Genomic DNA, 19,897 nt, shown 5'->3' on the forward strand with positions numbered 1-19,897 from the left:
GTGACGAACTGTGTACTCGTAACCGGCGGCACCGGAACTGTAGGCCGCGTCGTCGTCGACCAGCTGACGGCCGCGGGCAAGGACGTCCGGGTCCTGAGCCGCGGACGGCGCCCGAACCAACGCGCGGACGTCGAACATGTCGTGGGGGACGTGCAGACCGGTGCTGGGCTCGATGCTGCGCTGGACGGCGTCGACACGATCGTGCACTGCGTCTATCCCACCGAGAACCTGGTCGCGGCTGCCAAACGGGCGGGTTCACCGCATCTGCTGTACGTCTCCATCGTCGGAATCGATCGCGTTCCCTTCGCCTTCTACCGCAGAATGCTCGCCAACGAACGCACGATCGCCGAGTCGCGCCTGCCATGGACGGTGCTGCGGGCGACCCAGTTTCACGACCTGATCGCTTTCGTATTGCGCGTGCTCGCGAAACCGCCGGTCATGGCGCTGCCGTCAGGCCTGAAATTCCAACCGGTCGACGTGCGCGACGTGGGCGAACGGTTGGCGGGTTTGGCCCTCGGCGAGCCGATCGGGCGCGCACCGGATTTCGGGGGTCCACAGGCGCGTACGCTCGACGATCTCGCCCGCAGCTACCTGGCGATTGCCGGTAGGCGTCGTCCCATGGTCCCGATCCGATTGCCCGGCAAGGTATTTGGTGGGATTCGTGGCGGCGGGCTGCTGACCCCCGAGCACACCGCCGGCACGATCACGTTCGAGCAATACCTCGAAGAACAGCAAGCCGCCGGCCGGCTGCCGTACCGCGACGCCATCCGCGCTTACTTGAGGCGACGATGACCAGCCCCGTGCTGCGCGGCGGACTGTGGTTTTTGGCATTCGTGGAAGTCGCGGTCGGGCTCGTCGCGACGCTGGCTCCTCGGGCCTTTTACGACTATGTCCCGTGGGTCGATCGCATCCCGCCGTACTCCGAACACCTCATGCGCGATTACGGCGCGATGAACCTCGCGCTGGCACTCGTCGTCGTCGCCGCCGCGATGACGATGGAACGACGCTTGGTCCGGGTCGCACTGGGCGCCTACCTGCTGTTCGCAGTCCCGCACTTGGTCTTCCACGTCACACACCTCGAGAACTTCACGACGGCGGCCGCGGTTGCGCAGACCACAACCCTCGCGATCGCCACGCTGCCGATCGGGTTGCTGATCCTCACCTGAGGGCGCGACTAAGGGGAGTCCGGGGACGGATCAAGGCTAGATTTCATGAAGGTTTCGGTTGGGCAAAGGTACTGCGGCTTACCCGCGATGCGAGGCCCGATGTCGCCTCTGCGGCTTTACTGTTGCTGGTATGGCGGGAGTGGACAATTGCGTGAAGCGCTGGCGCACAGCGCTTCACGCGGCCGTGGCGGCCTTGATGGTTGTCATGCTCGGACTCGCCATCACGCCGGCAGCTCACGCGGCCGCTGCCACGGCGACGTTATCGGTGTCCCATTCGTGGCAGAGCGGTTTCATCGCCCACTTCACCGTCACCAACTCGAGCATGGCGCCGCTGAACGATTGGAAACTCGAATTCGACTTGCCGGCGGGCGAATCCGTCTTGCACGCGTGGAACAGCACCGTCACGCAGACTGGCACGCACTATGTGCTCACTCCCGCGAATTGGAATCGCGTCATTGCGCCCGGTAGTTCGGCCACAGGTGGTTTCAGGGGCGTGCTGAGCGGTACCTACTCACCACCGGTGAATTGCGTGCTCAACGGGCAATATCCTTGCACTTAGCGCCGACGGTGCACCGAGCCTGTGCCGCTCCGGGGCCCACCGGCCCAAGCCGGGCGCCGATGCGCTTCTTGCCGTGCAGCGGCGAGTTCGTTGCCTCCGAGCGCAGCGCAACGCACTACGTAGCCAAAAACTTCGGAGGTAGAGAATGCCACCAACGAAGGGATCGTGGGATCCCGCCACCAGCGTAGGAACCACGGCGACGATGGTGGCCGCGGCGCGGGCCATAGCGACCGCCAATGGTGACATCAACGATCCCTTCGCCGAGCCGTTGGTCCGCGCGGTCGGCGTGACCTTTCTGACCCGCTGGGCTACCGGTGAGCTGTCCGCGTCGGATGTCGACGTGGAGGGCAGCCCGTGGGGCCTGGCACAGATGCCCGCGTCGATCGCGGCGCGCACACGGTACTTCGACGAATTCTTTGCGGATGCCGCCGCGGCGGGCATCCGCCAGGCCGTCATCCTCGCCTCGGGCCTGGATACCCGCGCGTATCGGTTGGGGTGGCCCGGAGGGATGACGGTGTTCGAGATCGATCAACCGGCCGTCATCGAGTTCAAGACAACGACGCTGGCCAGTCTTGGCGCCGAACCCAAAGCCGACGTGCGCCCGGTCGCGACCGACCTGCGCCAGGATTGGCCGACGGCGCTGAACGCGGCGGGCTTCGAGCCCAACAGAGCTTCGGCGTGGATCGCCGAGGGGCTGTTTGGCTACCTGGCACCCGGGGCCCAGGACCAGCTGCTCGACACCATCACCGCGCTCAGCGCGCCAGGCAGTCGACTCGGCACCGAGGCCGTCCCGAATACGGCCGACATGGACCCCGACGCGGCCCGCGAACGCATGCAGGCGGCGACGGCCAAGTGGCGCCGGCACGGCTTTGAACCCGACTTCACCGTGGTCGAGTTCGAGGGCGAGCGCCACGACGTCGGCGCGTACCTCGACGCGCGCGGCTGGACATCGGTCGCAACTCCAATGGGTCGACTGCTCGCGGACCACGAGTTGGGGCCGATCCCACAGACCGACGACAATCGACAAACGATGAACGGTGTCACCTACTACACGTCGACGCTGGGCACAGGGCGGGCTAAAAGTGGAATCCTGGGAGGATGACCAAGCGCATCCTCAATGTCGTCTCCAACGTCGCCCATTACGACGACCCCGCCGAGCCGACCGGGCTGTGGCTCTCCGAGTTGACGCACGCCTATGACGTCTTCGCCGAAGCGGGTTACGAACAGACGATCGTCAGCCCGAAAGGCGGCACTTCACCGTTGGAGCCGCGCTCGTTGAAGTTCCCCAGTTTCGGCAAGAGCGCCAAGGCCTGGAAGGCCGACGATACGAAGATGGCGCTGCTGGCCCGCACCGCCGCACCCGATGAGATCGACTCGACGGCCTATGACGCGATTTACTTCACCGGCGGCCACGCGGTCATGTATGACTTCCCGGATAGCGAAGGCCTGCAACGCATCACGCGCGAGATCTTCGAGCGCGGGGGAGTCGTGTCCTCGGTCTGCCACGGCTACTGCGGCCTGCTCAACACCAAGCTGTCGGAGGGATCGCTTCTGGTTGCCGGGCGCAAGCTCACAGGGTTCGCCTGGTCGGAGGAGGTCCTGGCCCGGGTCAACAAGCTGGTGCCCTATAACGCCGAAGCGGAAATCAAGAAGCGCGGCGCCCGCTACGTTAAGGGTCTGATTCCCTTCGCCTCGCACGTCGTTGTCGACGGGCGGCTGGTCACGGGCCAGAATCCGGGATCGGCCAAGGCTACCGCCAAGAAGATCGTCTCGGTGCTGGGCAGCTGACAAAGCTGCGGTGATCCTCCGTTAGGTGCCCTGGCTCGCCGTCGATGACCGCGGGTAAGTTCGTTCGGAGCCACGACGACCGCGACCGCCTGCCCCAGGAAGACGCGAGAGGAAGCTCATGAGAACCATCGCATACCGCCACGCGGCAGTCGCCGGCCTGGCCGCCGTCGCACTGATTGCTGTGGGCTGCGGCAATGGCAAGAGCGTCGACGCGTCGGCACCGCCTCACGCAGGGGCGAGCGCCACCTCCACGTCTAAACCCCCGGCGCCGCCCGCGGAGGTGAAGCTCATCGGTGAGGGCAACGTCGAGGTGATCCTGACCGGCCCGATCGCCGCCAAGTACTCGTCGGCAACCCAGGATCAGAAGCAGGCCCTCGGCAAACCGCTGACGGGTGACCGCAACGCGGGAAAACGGGAGAGCGGCTTGGTATTTCAGCAGTTTCAGGGTGGCGTGATCACCGCCAGGAACGACGCGGCCGGTACACCCGCGTTTATCACCACGGGCAAGATCCGGGAGGCATGGAATGTTCCGCGCGACCCGAACGGCGCGCCCGCGATCACCGGCAACAACGGGTCGGCGGGACCGCTGGGCTTTCCGACCAGCGACGTGAACACCGTTGGCGATCTGCTTGTATCGAACTTCGAGCACGGCAAAATCGAGTACAACCCGAAGACCGGCCAGGTCGAAGTGACGGTAAACGGCAACGTCGTACCATCCGGGCTGTAGCCCGCGGCCCCAACTCCCAGTCACGGGTCGTCGTCTGGGCGCCAACAGACGAATGTTGATCTGAAAACACCCCCTCCGCCTGTTTGCTGAGGAATTGTCAATTCCTGTGGATGGGTGATCTGTTTCCCGCTTCCCGGACATTGCGTTGTGGGGGTGATCGCGTCGGCGGGAGGCGTTGATCAGGAAACGCGGTCAGAGGCGGCGGGCGGCGGCTGCGATGAATTCGTCGAGTTGGTGGTTGGGTTCGTCGCCGCCCATAGACACCGCAGTTAGTAGATCCCAGGTGGGTGGTATTCAAACTGGCCGCTGGCGCGCATCCAGCGCCGCAGGAAGCGATCTGCGACGGCTTGTCCGTGGTGCATGGCCAGGTTCACGCGGAAGTGGGCTATATCCTCCTGGACGGGTCCGGCGCACGACGAGACCCAGTCGACAAGTCCGGATATTTTGCCTTGCTGCCACAAGATGTTGCCGGGATGAAAATCGCGGTGTAAGAACACACGGTCGCTGCTTGGGCGCACATCATGGTACGTGGTGACCGCGCGTTCCCATGCCCACCGATAGCGGGTCCACGCCGGTGGGGCATTCTCCGGCGGGTAAGGCTCCCACCGGCGTAACTGTTGCGGCGCCCGTATGGCATGAATCGTCATCATGACGTCGATGACGGCGTCCAACCATGGGTCCAGCTCTGGTGGGTCCCACACGACGGCGCCTGGCAGTGCGGTCATCAATACTGTGGGCACACCGGTGTCCTGTCCGTGCGGGTCGGCGGCAATCACCTTCGGCGCTGGAACCGATGTATCGGCCAAAAGACCTAAGACCAGGACCTCGTTCGCAGGAGCCCACGGCTCGTCGCGGATCCAATCCAAGACGAATCGCTGCAGGATCACAGCGCTTCGGTTATCGAGAACAAGACGGTGAATCGCCGCGGACTGGCCGCCTTCCAACGGCCGGTGCGCAATGACCTGACACTTTGTCTGGCGCTCAACCCATGCCAGTACGCCCGGTGGAACTGGAGCACGCAACTGATCGTGCAACTCATCATCAATGTCGAATCCGTACGGCGGCATCGCCTTATCCTGTCGAACGGGCCGAGCCGTCGATCACCTCAGGCGGATTAATTCCACATCAGAGGGAGTCGATGTCATGACCAAAGCTTGCCTCAGGCCACCAAGGCTAACCGCGACGTGCGATCGCGGAACCGTCCGGATTACCGGTAACACTGCATATTCGAATCCGTCGTATTCGGGCGCCGGTCCCGATGTCATGCCTTCAGAATCGCCGAGTGGCCAGCGCAATGTCGAGCGCGATTTCGAGGGGACGGGCGCTGCGCATGGCCCATTGTTCCTGGAGCGGGGAGGTTGTGCTGCGACCGTTAAGGAGCGTTGCCGCAATCTTGATCTCGCACTCTTACCGTGGATATACGAGATAACACCTGTTGGCGACCGCAATCCTGGGGGCTCATATGACGACCGCAATCGCCGCGCTTGAGGCAATCGAGAAGGATGCGGACGACGCGAACGATCTTCTCTTGGCGGTCGCAGCAATCAACGCGGTTGCGCCCCTAAGGGAAACCGCTCTTGTCGACGAACCGCGTTGGCGCCTCACGGAAGAAGAGATCGTGGGCGTGTCGATTACGGTGATTTGGGTGTCCCTCATGGTGGTGATCAGCGTCGCCGTGGGCACGGCCTTGACAATGAGTTAGCGACCGGAGCTCACTGATCGGTCAACCCGCACATAGGGTGAGGCGCTTTTCAGCGGTTGCATATGGGCACATTCCACCATGCAAAGGCAGGTGGTGCAGTGTGCACACGGGATTAGATTCTCGAGCTGGTTGCCTCAGATCGTCCTCGGTGAGCACGGCCTCCGGCGGGCCTGATTCATCAGATGTACCCGGCATAGTTCTGCCGTCTGGCGCACAAGCCCACACCAGCCCTGGGTCAGATTGCACCGCAACATCTTTGATGTCGGCGCTTAACCGACTTATTCCATGGACGCTCGCGCTGCGTGCTCTGCGACGAGCATGAGCGGCGCGTTGGTATTGCCGGAAGTGGCGGCAACACCTTATCGCACGTCGCCGCTTGGACGACCCGCATGGAGGTTCCACTGGCCGCAGTCGGGGGCCAGGACGTCGTTGACGTCCACCTCGAATCCGCCGACCTTCGGCCCGGGATTGGACGCGGTGCTCACGACGCGCTGGTAGAGAACAGCGGCGGGGTGGACCTGATCACCGGACCAGGCTCGAGTTTGCCAGGCCCACCGGCGGCCAGGTGTGCTCGAAGACCCGATAACGCCATCGGCCGCGGCCCACTGGCAGACCCTGACACCTCCGTAGACCCCGGTGCGCTGAACCCCAAGAACTGAGTTGATTCCGCGAAACCACGGCAGCGCGGTGTGAATCCAGGTGTTGCGGTTGATGTCCTCGTCGATGGTGAAGAAAACCGGCGCACTCTGGCCGCCGCCTGCCGCGGTGTGCAAACGCCAGGCGGTGCGCGCATCCGCGACGCCGCCCGCGTAGCCCCGCGTGAAGTCTGACGGTGTCGACCCGCCCGGCTTGCCGTATTGGTAGTTACTGACAATCACCAAACCCGCGGCTGTCAGTGAGTCGGCGTAGGACCGAGTGATGGGCTTGGCGCCGAACGAGGAGCCGGGACGTGACAACGAGACGTAGTTGACCACCCCGCTATAGCCGGCAGCCCGGATCTGCTGCGCCGGAATCTGGTGTGCGGCAAAGTCGATCAGCTGAGGGGGAGCGGCGGCAGTCGCTGTCGGCACGCCGCAAGCTACCGATGCGGCACCCAGACCGGCCAACGTGGCGGCGTAGCGCAGCGCGTCGCGCCGGGAGACAGTGCGCAATGGCACATCGGTGGCGGCAGAGGGCAAATTGCGCACGGCGCAAGGTTAAACATGTGACTGTTGTTACCGATAGTGCTGCGCCAGTCGAAACGCGGTTGCATGCCCAAATAGATACCAAGCGGTGATCGTTCGGCTATAACCGCGAAAGGACATGCGGGAGAACGACCTACCGACGATCGCCCGCGCTGCGCGCTCGGCGATGCGCATGGTCGGCGCGTTGGTGTTGCCGGAAGTGATGGTGGGCATAGCCGAAGCATCGGCCGGTAAACATCCATATTGGATTGGTGCATATCCCTCCCGCGCCGCAGCAGGGAGGGTCTTTAGTCACGATGGCAACTTCACCGCGGGTCACCCTGCTCGCCGCGCAGTGCAGGAGCACGACTGTGCTGTGGTCGCTAAGGATCGTTACCGCAATCGCGATCTCGCGCTCGTATCTTCGGATATACGAGAAAGCCGAAGCTTCGACCGTCCATTAACGCCTATCGGCGTCCCGGGGGCTGATATGACGACCGCAATCGCCGCGCACGACCCGGTCGACAAAGACGCGGCCGACGGGCATGATGATCTCCTTTTGGCGGGTTAGCCCGACGCAGCTTCGCGCCTCTACGGCGAACGGAACCTTGAGCAGACCATCAGCGCGCGGACGGCCGCCAACCCTGTGAGATCAACGTCCGCCTCACTGATACCGCAAATGCCGCAACGATAGGCTTGCTCGGCTCGAAGGGCGTGGTACTGCTCAGGGTTTGAGTTGTCCGCACCCATTAACGGGAGAGCAGCGGATCAACTCCAAGTCTGACGGTGTCGATGTCATGGCCAACTCATGCCGCAGGACACCGACACTGATGGCAACATCCGAGAGTGGAGCCTTCTCCCGATTACCCGACATAATGTCGCTTATCGGCATAATGCTCACCGGCACAAAGCGGCTAGCGGGGCTAAAACGAGTCCAGTAACCCTTGTCCACTGCCTTCCATGGCAGCAAGCCGAGAACGCTCAGTTGGCAAATCTGTCGCGTGGGTACGCGCCAGTCGCGCGAATGAACCAACTCTTGTGATCGTCTGATCGAGCGCTTCCGCACGACATCGCGCGCAGCCCATTGAGTGATCCTCGGCCTCGCTCGCCTGACCGGGCCTTTACCGCCATCATTACGTCACAGTGACGAATTGCGTTGTGGCGGCGGCACATAAGGCCCGCACCAATGTGCGGCCAATGCGGGTCCGATGCTGGGCGCGGACGCGCTACGGCCCCGATCCCACCTCGCCGCGCTCGGCGAGGGTACGTACGAGGCGCTACTCCGGCGGCGGGGGCGCCACTGGCTGGCACGCATTGGCCCCCGGGTTCCACCAGTTGCCCGGACCGCAATCAGGGGGTGCCGTCGGCTGGCACGCATTGGCCCCGGGATTCCACCAATTGCCAGGACCGCAATCAGGGGGCGGCGGTGCCACCGGCTGGCACGCATTGGCCCCCGGGTTCCACCAGTTGCCGGCACCGCAATCCGGGGGCTGGGCGGAGGCCACGCCGGACGATACCGCCGCCACGTAGGCCATTGGTCCTAATGCCACCGCCACGGTGCACACGACGCGACGAACGAACACACTCATCGAGCCCTCCCATCGCAGGCGTCCAGACTTTAGCTGGGCGTGAGTGTAAACCGACTACCCAATCCGGCGGCCTCGCAATCACTACCTCGCACTTTTACGCAGCGGCTTCCGGGCCCCCGCGAGGTGGGTGGGAATCCCCGACCCGCCCGATTCGTCACGGTGACGATTATGCAAGGCGGTAAGCCGCTACTGCGATCACATCGTGGCCGGCTCGGCTTACGACTCCTTCGTCGGGCACAGAGAGCTCCACGAGACTCCGATCACCACGAGACAGTGTAAGGACATGGCGGAGAAGAGACACCGGGTCGCGCTACAGACCGCACCCGACCACCGTATCCCCTTCCCCACCGTGGAAAACCCTATGGCCTAATTACGTCACTGTGACGGAATTGCCTTGCGGCGCAGCCATATTGAGACGGTGCGACGTCACGCGTTGCGATGGTCAACCATCGGCACGTGCACTGTGACTGTCCCATCAATTGTGCGTCGGAAAATACATCTCCTGTTTCACCGTGCACACCAGTTCGCCGGTGCGGTTGAACATCGTCCCACTCGCCAGTGCCAGCGAACCGGCGCTACTCGGCGAGGACCGGTCGTAGAGAAGCCAATCCGACAACGCCGCCGGGCCGTGGAACCACACCGAATGGTCGCGCTGCGCCGATGCCCCGACACCGCCGCGTGCGGCATATGCCGGTTCGGTCAACGTCACCGCCGACAGGTACGCCACCAGGCTGGCGGTCAGCACCGGGTCATCGGGAACTCGCCCGTCGGGTCGCCACCACATCGGCGCGCGTGCGGGCGGAGCAGCCTCGGTGTCGATGATCCGGCGCTCGAACCAGCGCAGGCTCGCCCACCGCCCTTGGGCGGTCTCGTCGGATTCCGCGAGATGCGGGGCAACCCACGGCAGGGATTCCGGGCTGGAAGCCGGCGGCATAGGTGGCTGATAGACGACCTGCGCGGGAGCGAAATCGGCGACTTTGAACGACGACATGGCCTCCATCAGAATCTTGCCGTCTTGGCGTGCGGTGACCCGTCGAGCAGAAAACGTCCGGCCTTCTTGGAGGTCGACGACCTCGAAATCAACCGGGTGACGCGAGTCGCCGGGCCGCAGGAAGTACGTGTGGACGCTGTGCGGCGTTCGGCCCGGTGCGGTATGGCTTGCCGCCAACAACGCCTGAGCCGAGATGTGCCCACCGAGTATATGGTTGGCGGGCGCGGGAAGCTGCCGCCCGACGAAGAGCCACTGATCGACTCGGTCGAGCTCCAAGGTGGCGAGCACGTCGCCGAGCGAAGATGACATCACGACGTATCTTGCCGGATCCTCACTCACGCGCTGAGTCGCCGGTACCGTTGCAGCCGCCGCAACGCCGGTGCCGACGCCGACCCCGACACGGGCTGCAGCGCGTCATCGAGCCGCGCGCGTACGGCGGGGATGTCGAGATGCATCCCGATCGCCACGAGGCAATTGGCCATGGCTCCCGACGGCGCCTTCGCGATGTGGACGGCGCCACCCACCAAGTTGATCACGTATTCGCGCACGGTCGCGCGCTCCCGCACAGCCACAATGCCTTTCATCCTGAACACCTGCGGAGGCGGCTGTTCGAGAAGATCGACCAGGGCGTCGGGGTCGATACAACCAGCGCCGGCCACGGTGACCGCATCAGCATGGACGTGGTCATGCTCGTGCTCGGGCACCAAGTCCAGGAACGAGAGCTGGCCAACCTGTCCGGACGTGCCAGACGCGTCGAAGAGCAGCTCCGGGTCGATCCGGCCACCCGATGTGCCCACGACATGAACGTGCGGGTTCCGTTGCGCCGCACGCTGTGTGACGCGCTGCACCACAGCCGACCTCTCGCAGTCAGGCACTTGGTCGAGCTTGTTGACAACGATCAGCGACGCCGCACCATAGCGGACCGGCGGTAGCGTCCCGGAGTCGACGGTGTCGAAATGGTTCACCGCATCGACGACATCCACGAGTCCCCCCGGCCGGACCCCCCGTATCTCGCTGAAACCGATGATCCGCGCGATCGCCACGGGGTCGGCCAGACCACTGGCCTCGACGACGATGGCATCAAGGCGCCGGGCCGGATCCGCGAGTTTGACGAGTGCGTCGTCGAGCCCACCGCCATCGGGCAGGCAACAGATGCATCCGCCGGCGATCGAGGCCGGTTCGTCGACGTGACCGGCCACCAGAGAAGCGTCGATGTTGATGTCGCCGAAATCATTGACCACAACACCGATTCGGGTGCCGGGATGGCGCAACAAGTGGTTGAGCAGCGTCGTCTTGCCAGCGCCGAGATGACCGGTGAGCGCGATGACGGGTATCGCAGCCAATGCCCTACCTTCCGCACCGACATCCGGACGTCCGATGCTAACCGGCGCCATATCACGGTCGGATCGTGCCCCGCGGCACAGGGAGATACTCACGCCCCGGCGCGTAATAGAGCACCCGCTCTGTTATGGTGGCTGCATGCCGCGGCCCCGCCTTCACGATCCCGACGCCGTACTCGACGCCGTCGAGGACCTGGTGGCGCGGTCGGGCCCGAGCGCGGTGACCATCCGGGCGGTCGGCGCGGCCGTGGGTGTCTCCAACGGCGCTGTGTACCACACGTTCACATCGCGGGGCGGGCTGATGGGCCAGGCTTGGCTGCGGGCTGGCCGGCGTTTCCTGGCGGTACAGACGGCACTTGTCGACGACGCCGCGACCGGTACCGACCCGGGCGGTCCCATCGAAGCGGTGGTGGCCGCCGCCGACGCGCCGGTGGTTTTCACTGAGCAATATCCCGGCTCATCGACGCTGTTGTTGCGTGTGCGCCGCGAGGAAGTGCTCGCCGACGATGTCCCCGACGACATTGCCGACGAATTGCGACGCCTCGACGAACTTCTCGTCGATTTGATGGTGCGGCTTGCGGTCGCGGTGTGGGAGCGCAAGGACGCGGCGGCGGTGGACACGATAACCAGCTGCGTCGTCGACCTGCCCACCGCGTTGTTGCTCCGGCGAGATCGCCTCGGAAGCGCCACAGCGCGAGCGCATCTGCGCGCGGCCGTGCGCGCCGTGCTGGAGATCGGACCTCCCGCCGCGCGGCAACGACGCGGCTGACCGATGAGAACCATGAAAGAAAGTCAGGGGAACACATGGCTGTAAAACTGGATTACGACGACAAGATCGCCATCATCCGGCTGGGCGACGATGAGAACCGTTTCTCCCCAGCATTTTTGGATGACGTTGAGGCCGCGCTCGATCAGATCATCTCGGATGGCGCCCTGGGGCTGGTCACCACCGCCGGCGGAAAGTTCTACTCCAACGGGCTGGATCTGGACTGGCTGAGCGCCCACACCGACCGGGGCTCCTGGTACATCAATCGGGTGCACCGGCTGCTCGCGCGCGTGCTGACGCTGTCCGTTCCCACCGCCGCCGCCGTGGTCGGTCACGCGTTCGGTGCCGGAGCAATGCTGGCGATCGCGCACGACTTTCGCGCCATGCGCGACGATCGCGGGTACTTCTGTTTTCCCGAGGTCGACATCCGCATTCCGTTCAACCCGGGCATGGCCGCGCTCATCCAGTCCAAACTCACTCCTCGCGCCGCGGTGGCCTCGATGACTACGGGCCGTCGGTTCACCGGGCCCGACGCAGCACAATTCGGCCTCGTCGACGTCGCCTGTCCGGCGGACGCGGTCACCGGCACGGCCGTCGACCAGATTCGCCCATTCGGAGGCAAGGACCCGGGCACGCTCGGAGCGATCAAACAGACGATGTTCGGTCACGTCGTGCGCGCACTGACCGACAGCGACGAGGCGCTCTGAAACGGGCTGTGCCGCTTGGCCAATGCGTCCGCAGCCGGGCCGACACGTGACGGCGCGAATACCGCTGAAACTCGTTCAAATTCCCACGCATGGACATTACCTGCGTCCTGTATGGTCAGCATGTCTGCCGGCGCGAGGGAACAGAGGCATCCGATGGCAAACGGCCTTCCCGATAACGCCTACACGTCGCCCCATGTCTTGGATCCCGGTCTTCGCAAAGTGGCTCGATTCCTGCCCCGGGGTTACGCCTTGCACCGCGGTCTGAAGCTGCAGCGCGCCATCATGAACCTGATGGGCAACGCCGGCCGCATCCGCACCGTGCCGGTGGCCGCGGTCAACGAGCACGTCAGCGTCCGCCTGCACCGTCCGGCCGGCCTTGCCGACCACGCACCGGCGCTGCTGTGGATCCACGGCGGCGGCACCATCATGGGCCACGCCGCCCAGGACGACAAGTATCTGCGCCAACTGTCTCAGCTCACCGGCGTCGCGATCGCGGCGGTCGAACACCGGCTAGCCCCCGAACACCCCTACCCGATACCGGTCGAGGACTGTTATGCGGCCCTGCTCTGGCTGGCGCGCCAGCCATGGGTGGACCCGGATCGAGTCGCCGTCGGCGGCGCCAGCGCCGGCGGGCATTTCGCCGCCGCGGTGGCGCAGCGGGCGCACGACCGCCAGGACGTCAAAATCGCTTTCCAAATGCTGGTGTATCCGATGCTCGACGATCGCACCGGCGCCCGGCGTGACGGCCCCAGGCGGATCATGTGGACCGAATCCGATAACCAATTGGCCTGGCAGTGGTACCTCAATGGTGCCGATCCCGAAGAGGCGGCACCGGCTCGCCGCAAGGATTTGTCGGGCTTGCCGCCCGCCTGGATCGGCGTGGGAACGCTGGACCTCTTTTACTCCGAGAGTCTGGAGTACGCGCGACGCCTGCGCGAGGCGGGCGTCCCGGTGCAGGAGGAGATCGTTCCGGGCGCGTTTCACGCGTTCGACCAGATCGCCGACAAGGCGGCGATCTCGGCGAAGTTCTTCCAAAGCCAATGCGACTATTTGCGGGGCGCCCTCACCCCCAGCGGATGACCGGCCCGAACCCACCTCTTGCACCACAGCGGCTGGCCGAATGATGTTGCGCAAGAACAGGGCTGGTGCGAGGCGGCGAGAACGCGGAACGCCGCCGCTCGCCCTGGACGGTGCCGGGCGGCCTCGCCTCCGCACCGCCAGATGGCACCTTTTGACTGCAAACTGTGCACAACGTGCAACTATATGAGTATGGCCAATCCCCTGGGGCTACGCGAGCGCCGCCGCCGGCAGACGAGCGCCGACATCCGCGACGCCGCCGTACGGCTCACGCTGGAACGGGGATTCGACAAGGTCACGGTCGACGAAATCTGCGCCGAGGCCGGCGTCTCGACCCGCACGTTCTTCAATTACTTCCCCAACAAAGAGTCCGCACTCGCCTACGGCCCCTCTGACATACCCGCCGAGCTGGCCGAGGATTTCGTCGCCGCCGGACCCGCCCCCTACTCGGTCGTCCTCGCGGAACTGATCACCCTGGCGGCACACCACCTGCGCGACGTCCCCCCTCGGCGCGAACACGCAGCTCACATGCTCGAACTCGCGAAGACTTCGCCCGCCGTCCTGGCGGCGTTCCTCGCCGATCTGGAACGATTCCAGAACCAGTTGACGGACATCATCGTCCGCCGCCAGGCGATGCAGCCCGACGACGAGATGGCCGCGCTAATTTCCGCGCTGGCGCTGACGGCGGTGCGGTCGGGCCTGGAACGCTGGGCGAGCGGTGAGGCGAGTGAAACCGCCGACACGCCGATGCCCTATGTTGAGCGTGCCGCCGCGCTGGTGAACAGCATCTTCACGAAGTGACCTGAAACACCAGCAGCAAATGTTGCATACACTGCAAGGTATGCACATCATGTACTATGCGCTGGTGGCGTTACCCGGGGAGGCTTCAGCAACAAGGTGAGCCGGGTGTCGCCGCCGGGGACGTCGGCAGTGGGGATGGGCGACTTTCACCGCGTTTGACGGTCTTGCGCGCACGAACCAAGCAATCCACGCAATTCGTTGTTGATCGGTGCGACTGTGGGCACTCACCTGTCCACGACCTCCAGTCGCGCAAACGCTGATCCGCGTCACGTCCGCGTGATGAGGAAGGGATCACCCAGGTGCAGATATCGAGACTTGTGCGCAACGCCTGGCTGCCGCTGTTGATCGTGGCGGTGGTGCTGGTCGGCGGATTTGCCGTCGTTCGGGTCAAGTCGTTCTTCGGCGCGCACGACACGGGCGTCATGACCAGCCCGCGACTCGATGAGTCAAAGCCGTTCAAGCCCAAGGTCGTCAAATACGAGGTCTTCGGCTCGGCCGCCCAAGCCAACGTGAACTACCTGGATCTGTCCGCCGACCCGAAGCGGATCGACGGCGCGCCGCTGCCGTGGACGCTGGTCCTGAGCACCACCGCCCCGTCGGTGTTCCCGAACCTCTCGGCACAAAGCGACGGCAACTCCCTCGGTTGCCGCATCACCATCGATGACGAAGTCAAGGACGAGAACCTCACCCACGGCGTACACGCCCTGACCTTCTGCATGGTGAAATCCGCATGAGCACAACGTTCAACGACGCCCGCACCGACACCATCCCCGTTGTCGACGAACCCGTTCGGGACAAGATCCCCCGGCTCATCCGGACGTTCGCCGTACCGATCATTCTCGGCTGGATCGCGATCATCGCGGTGCTCAACGTCTCCGTCCCCCAGCTGGAGGAGGTCGGCAAGATGCGCTCGGTGTCGATGGCACCGGATGACGCGCAGTCGGTCGTCGCGACCAAGCGCATGGGCGCGGTGTTCAACGAGTACAAGTCCAACAGCTCGGTGATGATCGTCCTCGAGGGCCAGAATCCGCTGGGCGCGGACGCGCACGCCTACTACGACGACGTCGTCAAGAAGCTCGACGCCGACTCCAAACACGTTGAACACGTACAAGATATGTGGAGCGATCCACTCACCGGAGCGGGCGCGCAGAGCAACGACGGCAAGGCCGCCTACGTCCAGGTCTACCTCGCCGGTAACCAGGGCGAGGCCTTGGCCAACGAGTCGGTGGAATCGGTCCAACACATCGTCAAGAGTGTGACCCCACCCAAAGGGGTGAAGGCCTACGTCACCGGTCCCGCGGCGTTGTCGGCGGACCAGCACGAGGCCGGCGACCGCAGCATGCAGCTCATCACCGCGGCCACGTTCACCGTCATCATCGCGATGCTGCTGTTGGTCTATCGCTCCGTCATCACGGTGCTGCTCACGCTGGTGATGGTGGTGCTCGAGCTGTCGGCCGCGCGCGGAATGGTCGCGTTCCTAGGCTATTTCCAGCTCATCGGGCTCTCCACGTTCGCCACGAACCTGTTGGTCACCTTGGGGATCGCGGCCGCCACCGACTACGCGATCTTCTTGATCGGCCGATATCAGGAAGCCCGCTCTATTGGCGAGTCCCGAGTAGATGCGTACTACACGATGTACAAGGGCACCGCGCACGTGGTGCTCGGGTCGGGCTTGACCATCGCCGGCGCCACCTTCTGCCTGCACTTCACCAACCTGCCCTACTTCCAGACGCTGGGTATCCCGCTGGCGATCGGCATGGTGGTCGTCGTCGCGGCGGCGTTGACGCTGGGTCCCGCGGTCATCTCCGTGGTAATCCGCTTCGGTAAGACACTGGAACCCAAGCGCACGCAACGGATTCGCGGGTGGCGCAAGGTCGGTGCGCTCGTCGTGCGCTGGCCCGGCCCGATCCTGGTGATGACCATCGGGGTGGCGCTGGTGGGCTTGCTGACCCTGCCCGGGTACCGGACCAACTACAACGACCGCAACTACCTACCGACGGACCTGCCGGCCAACGAGGGGTATGCGGCCGCGGATCGGCACTTCTCGCAGGCGCGGATGAACCCCGAAGTGCTGATGATCGAAAGCGACCACGATCTGCGGAATTCGGCGGACTTCTTGGTGATCGACAAGATCGCCAAGACGGTCTTCCGGGTCCCGGGCATCGGGCGCGTGCAGGCGATCACCCGCCCGCAGGGCACGCCGATCGAACACACGTCGATTCCCTTCCAGATCAGCATGCAGGGCGTCAGCCAGCAGATGAGCCAGAAGTACCAAGAAGATCAGATGGCCGACATGCTGCACCAGGCCGACATGATGCAGACGACCATCGACAGCATGGAAAAGATGTCCAGCATCACCGTGCAGATGGCCAACGACATGCACGTCATGGTCAAAAAGATGCACGACATGACCATCGACATCAACGAATTACGCGACCACATGGCCGATTTCGAGGACTTCTTCCGGCCCATGCGCAGCTACTTCTACTGGGAAAAGCACTGCTATGACATCCCGGCGTGCTGGTCGCTGCGCTCGGTGTTCGACGGCCTCGACGGCATCGACACCATGACCGACGACATCGAAAGTCTGCTGCCGGTCATGGACCACCTGGACACCCTGATGCCCCAGATGGTGGCGCTGATGCCTTCCATGATCGAAAACATGAAGGCGATGAAAACGACCATGCTGACCATGTATTCGACCCAGAAGGGCCTGCAGGATCAGCAGAAAGAGGCGCAGAAGAACTCCAGCGCCATGGGTAAGGCGTTCGACGCCTCCAAGAACGACGACTCGTTCTACCTGCCCCCGGAGACCTTCAACAACAAAGAGTTCAAGAAAGGCATGAAGAACTTCATCTCCCCCGACGGGCACGCCGTGCGCTTCATCATCAGCCATGACGGCGATCCGATGTCGCAGGAAGGCATTTCGCACATCGGGGCGATCAAGAAGGCCGCCTACGAGGCGCTCAAGGGCACGCCGCTGGAGGGCTCCAAGATCTACCTCGCCGGCACCGCGTCGATCTACAAGGACCTCAGCGACGGCAACACCTACGACCTGTTGATCGCCGGAATCGCTTCGCTGTGCCTGATTTTCATCATCATGCTGCTCATCACGCGCGGTGTGGTGGCCTCGGCGGTCATCGTGGGAACGGTTTTGCTGTCGCTGGGCGCGTCCTTCGGACTGTCGGTGCTGATCTGGCAGCACCTCATCGGCATCGAACTGCACTGGATGGTGCTCGCGATGTCGGTGATCATCCTGCTGGCCGTGGGCGCCGACTATAACCTGCTGTTGGTCGCGCGGTTCAAGGAAGAGATCCACGCCGGCCTGAACACCGGCATCATCCGCTCGATGGGCGGCACCGGCTCGGTGGTCACCTCAGCCGGCCTGGTGTTCGCCTTCACGATGATGACGATGGCCGTCAGCGAGTTGACGGTCATCGGCCAGGTGGGGACCACCATCGGGCTGGGTCTGCTGTTCGACACCCTGATCGTGCGGTCGCTGATGACACCATCGATTGCGGCGCTACTGGGCAAGTGGTTCTGGTGGCCACAGCACGTGCGTCAACGGCCGGTCCCCTCGCCGTGGCCCAAACCCGCCGCCAAAGAGCGCGAATCCGTAACCGCGGACGCCTGACGCTCGAGAGTGCAACTGCCGACGGTCCCGCTCGGGATCCCGTCGGCAGTTGCGCTTTCGCGGCAGATGACTCCTACGTGACCCAGTCCGGCTGCGCGTCGGTCTCCACGTTGGCGAAGTCCTTGTGCCCCAGCCCGGCGGTGGTGCCGCCGTCGACGACGAACTCCGAGCCGGTGGAGTAGCTGGATTCGTCGCTGGCCAGATAGACCACGAGGTTGGAGACCTCCACGGGTTGGGCGGCCCGGCCCAGCGCCGTTTGGAAGATGTCGTCCGGGACCCAATCGGTCATCGGGGTCTTGATGAGCCCGGGGTGAATGGAGTTCACCCGGATTCCGCTGGGCCCCAGTTCCAGTGCGGCCGACTTCGTCAGCCCGCGCACCGCGAATTTGGTTGCGGTGTAGCCGTGGCAGGCGATGGTGCCGGCCATGCCTTCGATCGAGGAGATGTTGATGATCGATCCCCGGCCCGCTTCCTTCATCGGCTTCACCACGGCGCGGATGCCGAGAAACACTCCGGTCAGGTTGATGTCGATAATGCGCTGCCACTCCGAGAGCGCGTAGTCCTCCAGGGTGCCGATGTTGATGATGCCCGCGTTGTTGACCAGCACGTCGATGCGGCCGAACTCGCTCAGGGCGGTGGCCACCGCCGCGTCCCAATCCTGCGGCTTGGTCACGTCGAGGTGCAGGTAGCGGACCGCTTGGAAATGGGGGTCGACCTCCGCGGCCACGGCCTTGCCCTCGTCGTCGAGGATGTCACCGAACACCACCTTGGCTCCCTCGGCGACCAGCGACCGCACGTGCGATGCGCCCATCCCCCGGGCGCCGCCACTGATGAGGGCGACCTTTCCCGCCAACCGTTCTGCCACTGCGCTTCTCCTGTCGTGTGAGTTCGTCTCTGCACCATACGTTCCGGAGGCAATGTATGGCCATAGCCAAATGTCGGGTCAGGAGTCGTAGGCGCGCAGCAGCGCCCGCGTGCGGGCCCGGCCCTCCGGTGACGGATCGAATGCCGCCGCAACATACTCGTCGACGCCGGCGGCGCGCAGCTCGTCGAGCCGGCCGCGCACGGTGTCCTCGTCGCCGATGATGGCGGCATCCTGCGGCCCCGCGTAGCCCTCGCGGTCGAGCATCGCACGGTATGACGGCAACTCGCCGTAGATGGCGAACTGTTCGGCCGCCTGCTTGCGGACGGCGTCGACATCGTCGGTGACGCTGACGGGCAACGACGCGGCGACACGCACCTCGTCCTCCCGGCCGGCATCGGCGGCCGCCCGCCGCAGCGTCGGGCCGACATGTTCGGCCAGCGTCTTGGGGCCGGTCATCCAGGTGCAGGTGCCCGACGTGCGCCGGCCGGCGATCTTGAGCAGCTGCGGGCCCAGGGCCGCGATGTACACGTCGGGCTTCGGCGCCCCGGTGATCATCAGGGCACCGCGGGTGGTCACCGTCTCCCCCGCCGCGGCGGCGGGTTCACCGGCCAGCAGGGGCAACAACCCGTCGAGGTACTCGTTCAGCCTGCGCACCGGCTTGTCCCACGGGATGCCCCACATCCCTTCGGTCACCGCCTGATGGGTCATGCCGAGCCCGAGCGTGAACCGGCCACCCGAAGCGAGGCTCAGCGTGAGGGCACGCTGCGCCATGAGCATCGGATGCAGATTCTGGATCGGCACCACACCGCTGGCCACCTCGATCGTGTCGACCTCGTGCAGCGCGATGGCCAGAATCGTGAGAAGGTCTGGCTCATAGGGCAATTGGCTCATCCACACCCGCGTGAAGCCCTCGTCGCGCAGCATAGCGAGGTTGGCGATCGTCGCGTCGATCGGCGATTGACCGCCCGATCCGCTGAGTTGCCCGAACATGGAGATCTGCATGACCATCACGCTCCTTCGCG

Annotated in this window: 20 protein-coding genes; 14 read left to right on the forward strand and 6 right to left on the reverse strand. The window is 64.5% G+C overall.

All coding sequences use genetic code 11. The features are described from left to right. From QGN30_RS15460 to QGN30_RS15485, 6 genes are all read left to right on the forward strand, one after another. Complete coding sequence (locus tag QGN30_RS15460) at positions 1–792, forward strand: SDR family oxidoreductase (RefSeq protein ID WP_248923634.1); 792 nt, start codon at positions 1–3, stop codon at positions 790–792. Continuing rightward, positions 789–1,166, forward strand: a complete 378-nt coding sequence (locus QGN30_RS15465; RefSeq protein ID WP_248923633.1) for a hypothetical protein — start codon at positions 789–791, stop codon at positions 1,164–1,166. The genes QGN30_RS15460 and QGN30_RS15465 overlap by 4 nt, the downstream gene beginning before the upstream one ends. Positions 1,167–1,296: 130 nt before the next feature. Continuing rightward, positions 1,297–1,725, forward strand: coding sequence for a cellulose-binding domain-containing protein (locus tag QGN30_RS15470; RefSeq protein WP_009954558.1), 429 nt, complete (start codon positions 1,297–1,299; stop codon positions 1,723–1,725). A 145-nt stretch (positions 1,726–1,870) separates the two neighbouring features. After that, positions 1,871–2,827, forward strand: coding sequence for an SAM-dependent methyltransferase (locus QGN30_RS15475; protein WP_020188922.1), 957 nt, complete (start codon positions 1,871–1,873; stop codon positions 2,825–2,827). Beyond that, positions 2,824–3,513, forward strand: coding sequence for a type 1 glutamine amidotransferase domain-containing protein (locus QGN30_RS15480; protein ID WP_248923632.1), 690 nt, complete (start codon positions 2,824–2,826; stop codon positions 3,511–3,513). Before QGN30_RS15475 ends, QGN30_RS15480 begins: the two co-directional genes overlap by 4 nt. A gap of 118 nt (positions 3,514–3,631) precedes the next feature. Then, positions 3,632–4,240 (forward strand): LGFP repeat-containing protein, encoded by a 609-nt coding sequence (locus QGN30_RS15485; protein WP_026071605.1) that lies wholly within the window; start codon positions 3,632–3,634, stop codon positions 4,238–4,240. 269 nt (positions 4,241–4,509) lie between these two features. Here the strand turns inward: QGN30_RS15485 and QGN30_RS15490 are convergent, their stop codons facing one another. Beyond that, on the reverse strand, positions 4,510–5,307 hold the full coding sequence (locus QGN30_RS15490) for a phosphotransferase family protein (RefSeq protein ID WP_248923631.1): 798 nt from the start codon (positions 5,305–5,307) through the stop codon (positions 4,510–4,512). A gap of 395 nt (positions 5,308–5,702) precedes the next feature. Here QGN30_RS15490 and QGN30_RS15495 point away from each other — a divergent pair, with 395 nt between their 5' ends. Next, positions 5,703–5,942, forward strand: a complete 240-nt coding sequence (locus tag QGN30_RS15495) for a hypothetical protein (protein WP_014382512.1) — start codon at positions 5,703–5,705, stop codon at positions 5,940–5,942. A gap of 359 nt (positions 5,943–6,301) precedes the next feature. Here the strand turns inward: QGN30_RS15495 and QGN30_RS15500 are convergent, their stop codons facing one another. Continuing rightward, positions 6,302–7,129: a DUF1906 domain-containing protein gene (locus QGN30_RS15500; protein WP_248923630.1), complete on the reverse strand. Its 828-nt coding sequence runs from the start codon at positions 7,127–7,129 to the stop codon at positions 6,302–6,304. A 115-nt stretch (positions 7,130–7,244) separates the two neighbouring features. Between QGN30_RS15500 and QGN30_RS25745 the strand changes: the two genes are divergently transcribed. Next, positions 7,245–7,676: a hypothetical protein gene (locus QGN30_RS25745; protein ID WP_197538612.1), complete on the forward strand. Its 432-nt coding sequence runs from the start codon at positions 7,245–7,247 to the stop codon at positions 7,674–7,676. Between the two features lie 1,493 nt (positions 7,677–9,169). Here the strand turns inward: QGN30_RS25745 and QGN30_RS15510 are convergent. Both QGN30_RS15510 and QGN30_RS15515 read right to left on the reverse strand, forming a co-directional pair. Further along, on the reverse strand, positions 9,170–9,994 hold the full coding sequence (locus tag QGN30_RS15510) for an acyl-CoA thioesterase (RefSeq protein ID WP_009954542.1): 825 nt from the start codon (positions 9,992–9,994) through the stop codon (positions 9,170–9,172). A gap of 26 nt (positions 9,995–10,020) precedes the next feature. Next, entirely contained in the window at positions 10,021–11,028 is a 1,008-nt protein-coding gene (locus tag QGN30_RS15515; RefSeq protein WP_095562702.1) for a CobW family GTP-binding protein, read from the reverse strand. Between the two features lie 136 nt (positions 11,029–11,164). On the opposite strand from QGN30_RS15515, the gene QGN30_RS15520 reads away from it, so the two are divergent. The 6 genes from QGN30_RS15520 to QGN30_RS15545 all read left to right on the forward strand — a co-directional run bounded on the left by QGN30_RS15520 (position 11,165) and on the right by QGN30_RS15545 (position 18,010). Next, positions 11,165–11,794, forward strand: a complete 630-nt coding sequence (locus tag QGN30_RS15520; protein ID WP_014380092.1) for a TetR/AcrR family transcriptional regulator — start codon at positions 11,165–11,167, stop codon at positions 11,792–11,794. Between the two features lie 35 nt (positions 11,795–11,829). Next, positions 11,830–12,498, forward strand: coding sequence for an enoyl-CoA hydratase-related protein (locus tag QGN30_RS15525; protein WP_014380091.1), 669 nt, complete (start codon positions 11,830–11,832; stop codon positions 12,496–12,498). A gap of 153 nt (positions 12,499–12,651) precedes the next feature. Beyond that, positions 12,652–13,578 carry an alpha/beta hydrolase gene (locus QGN30_RS15530; RefSeq protein WP_008256517.1) on the forward strand — a complete coding sequence of 309 codons (927 nt, stop codon included), beginning with the start codon at positions 12,652–12,654 and terminating at the stop codon, positions 13,576–13,578. Between the two features lie 189 nt (positions 13,579–13,767). Further along, complete coding sequence (locus QGN30_RS15535; RefSeq protein ID WP_008256516.1) at positions 13,768–14,376, forward strand: TetR family transcriptional regulator; 609 nt, start codon at positions 13,768–13,770, stop codon at positions 14,374–14,376. A 299-nt stretch (positions 14,377–14,675) separates the two neighbouring features. Further along, entirely contained in the window at positions 14,676–15,110 is a 435-nt protein-coding gene (locus QGN30_RS15540) for an MmpS family transport accessory protein (RefSeq protein ID WP_269147570.1), read from the forward strand. Then, positions 15,107–18,010 carry an MMPL/RND family transporter gene (locus QGN30_RS15545; RefSeq protein ID WP_095562701.1) on the forward strand — a complete coding sequence of 968 codons (2,904 nt, stop codon included), beginning with the start codon at positions 15,107–15,109 and terminating at the stop codon, positions 18,008–18,010. The genes QGN30_RS15540 and QGN30_RS15545 overlap by 4 nt, the downstream gene beginning before the upstream one ends. A gap of 73 nt (positions 18,011–18,083) precedes the next feature. On the opposite strand, the gene QGN30_RS15550 is transcribed toward QGN30_RS15545, so the two are convergent. Beyond that, positions 18,084–18,875 carry an SDR family oxidoreductase gene (locus tag QGN30_RS15550; RefSeq protein WP_095562700.1) on the reverse strand — a complete coding sequence of 264 codons (792 nt, stop codon included), beginning with the start codon at positions 18,873–18,875 and terminating at the stop codon, positions 18,084–18,086. Positions 18,876–18,953: 78 nt separating this feature from the next. After that, a complete protein-coding gene (locus QGN30_RS15555; RefSeq protein ID WP_179300640.1) occupies positions 18,954–19,883 on the reverse strand; it encodes a TIGR03564 family F420-dependent LLM class oxidoreductase in 930 nt (309 codons plus the stop codon). Positions 19,884–19,897 lie beyond the last annotated feature (14 nt).

This window comes from Mycobacterium sp. 3-98, from assembly GCF_035918355.1.
Classification (GTDB): domain Bacteria; phylum Actinomycetota; class Actinomycetes; order Mycobacteriales; family Mycobacteriaceae; genus Mycobacterium; species Mycobacterium intracellulare.

Coding starts and splice junctions, on each gene's coding strand:
- QGN30_RS15470 (WP_009954558.1), top strand. CDS start 1,297: ATGGCGGGAGTGGACAATTGCGTGAAGCGCTGGCGCACAGCGCTTCAC.
- QGN30_RS15475 (WP_020188922.1), top strand. CDS start 1,871: ATGCCACCAACGAAGGGATCGTGGGATCCCGCCACCAGCGTAGGAACC.
- QGN30_RS15465 (WP_248923633.1), top strand. CDS start 789: ATGACCAGCCCCGTGCTGCGCGGCGGACTGTGGTTTTTGGCATTCGTG.
- QGN30_RS15555 (WP_179300640.1), bottom strand. CDS start 19,883: ATGGTCATGCAGATCTCCATGTTCGGGCAACTCAGCGGATCGGGCGGT.
- QGN30_RS15485 (WP_026071605.1), top strand. CDS start 3,632: ATGAGAACCATCGCATACCGCCACGCGGCAGTCGCCGGCCTGGCCGCC.
- QGN30_RS15480 (WP_248923632.1), top strand. CDS start 2,824: ATGACCAAGCGCATCCTCAATGTCGTCTCCAACGTCGCCCATTACGAC.
- QGN30_RS15490 (WP_248923631.1), bottom strand. CDS start 5,307: ATGCCGCCGTACGGATTCGACATTGATGATGAGTTGCACGATCAGTTG.
- QGN30_RS15495 (WP_014382512.1), top strand. CDS start 5,703: ATGACGACCGCAATCGCCGCGCTTGAGGCAATCGAGAAGGATGCGGAC.
- QGN30_RS15530 (WP_008256517.1), top strand. CDS start 12,652: ATGGCAAACGGCCTTCCCGATAACGCCTACACGTCGCCCCATGTCTTG.
- QGN30_RS15545 (WP_095562701.1), top strand. CDS start 15,107: ATGAGCACAACGTTCAACGACGCCCGCACCGACACCATCCCCGTTGTC.
- QGN30_RS15535 (WP_008256516.1), top strand. CDS start 13,768: ATGGCCAATCCCCTGGGGCTACGCGAGCGCCGCCGCCGGCAGACGAGC.
- QGN30_RS25745 (WP_197538612.1), top strand. CDS start 7,245: ATGCGGGAGAACGACCTACCGACGATCGCCCGCGCTGCGCGCTCGGCG.
- QGN30_RS15510 (WP_009954542.1), bottom strand. CDS start 9,994: ATGTCATCTTCGCTCGGCGACGTGCTCGCCACCTTGGAGCTCGACCGA.
- QGN30_RS15525 (WP_014380091.1), top strand. CDS start 11,830: ATGGCTGTAAAACTGGATTACGACGACAAGATCGCCATCATCCGGCTG.
- QGN30_RS15520 (WP_014380092.1), top strand. CDS start 11,165: ATGCCGCGGCCCCGCCTTCACGATCCCGACGCCGTACTCGACGCCGTC.